A 262-nucleotide genomic window follows, 5' to 3' on the forward strand; every position below is an offset into this window, starting at 1 on the left:
CTCATCTCCATCTCCCGATTGAAACAGTCACTCCCCGGACTGTTTCAACGTCCCAAGACATAATCTCAGGCAGATTTCTAACATTACACTCAAAGTGGAAGTCATTGAGCTTTCGAATGACAGTTGAAGTTGAAATGGCCAGCTGATGGGCAATATCGGTCATAGAAGTCTTTTCAATCAACTTTTGCGCAATTTTTTGATTGATAATACGAGGGATTTGGTCATTTTTCTTGACGATAGAAGTTTCAGCGACCATCATTTT

At 40.5% G+C, this 262-nt stretch carries 1 pseudogene; it reads right to left on the reverse strand.

Annotation, left to right across the window (positions count from 1 at the left end):
* Positions 1–52: 52 nt before the first annotated feature.
* A pseudogene (locus tag HT701_RS11165) lies at positions 53–262 on the reverse strand (helix-turn-helix domain-containing protein); the annotation flags it as partial.

Source organism: Streptococcus sp. 10824, assembly GCF_013276595.1.
In the GTDB taxonomy this organism is placed as follows: domain Bacteria; phylum Bacillota; class Bacilli; order Lactobacillales; family Streptococcaceae; genus Streptococcus; species Streptococcus pseudopneumoniae.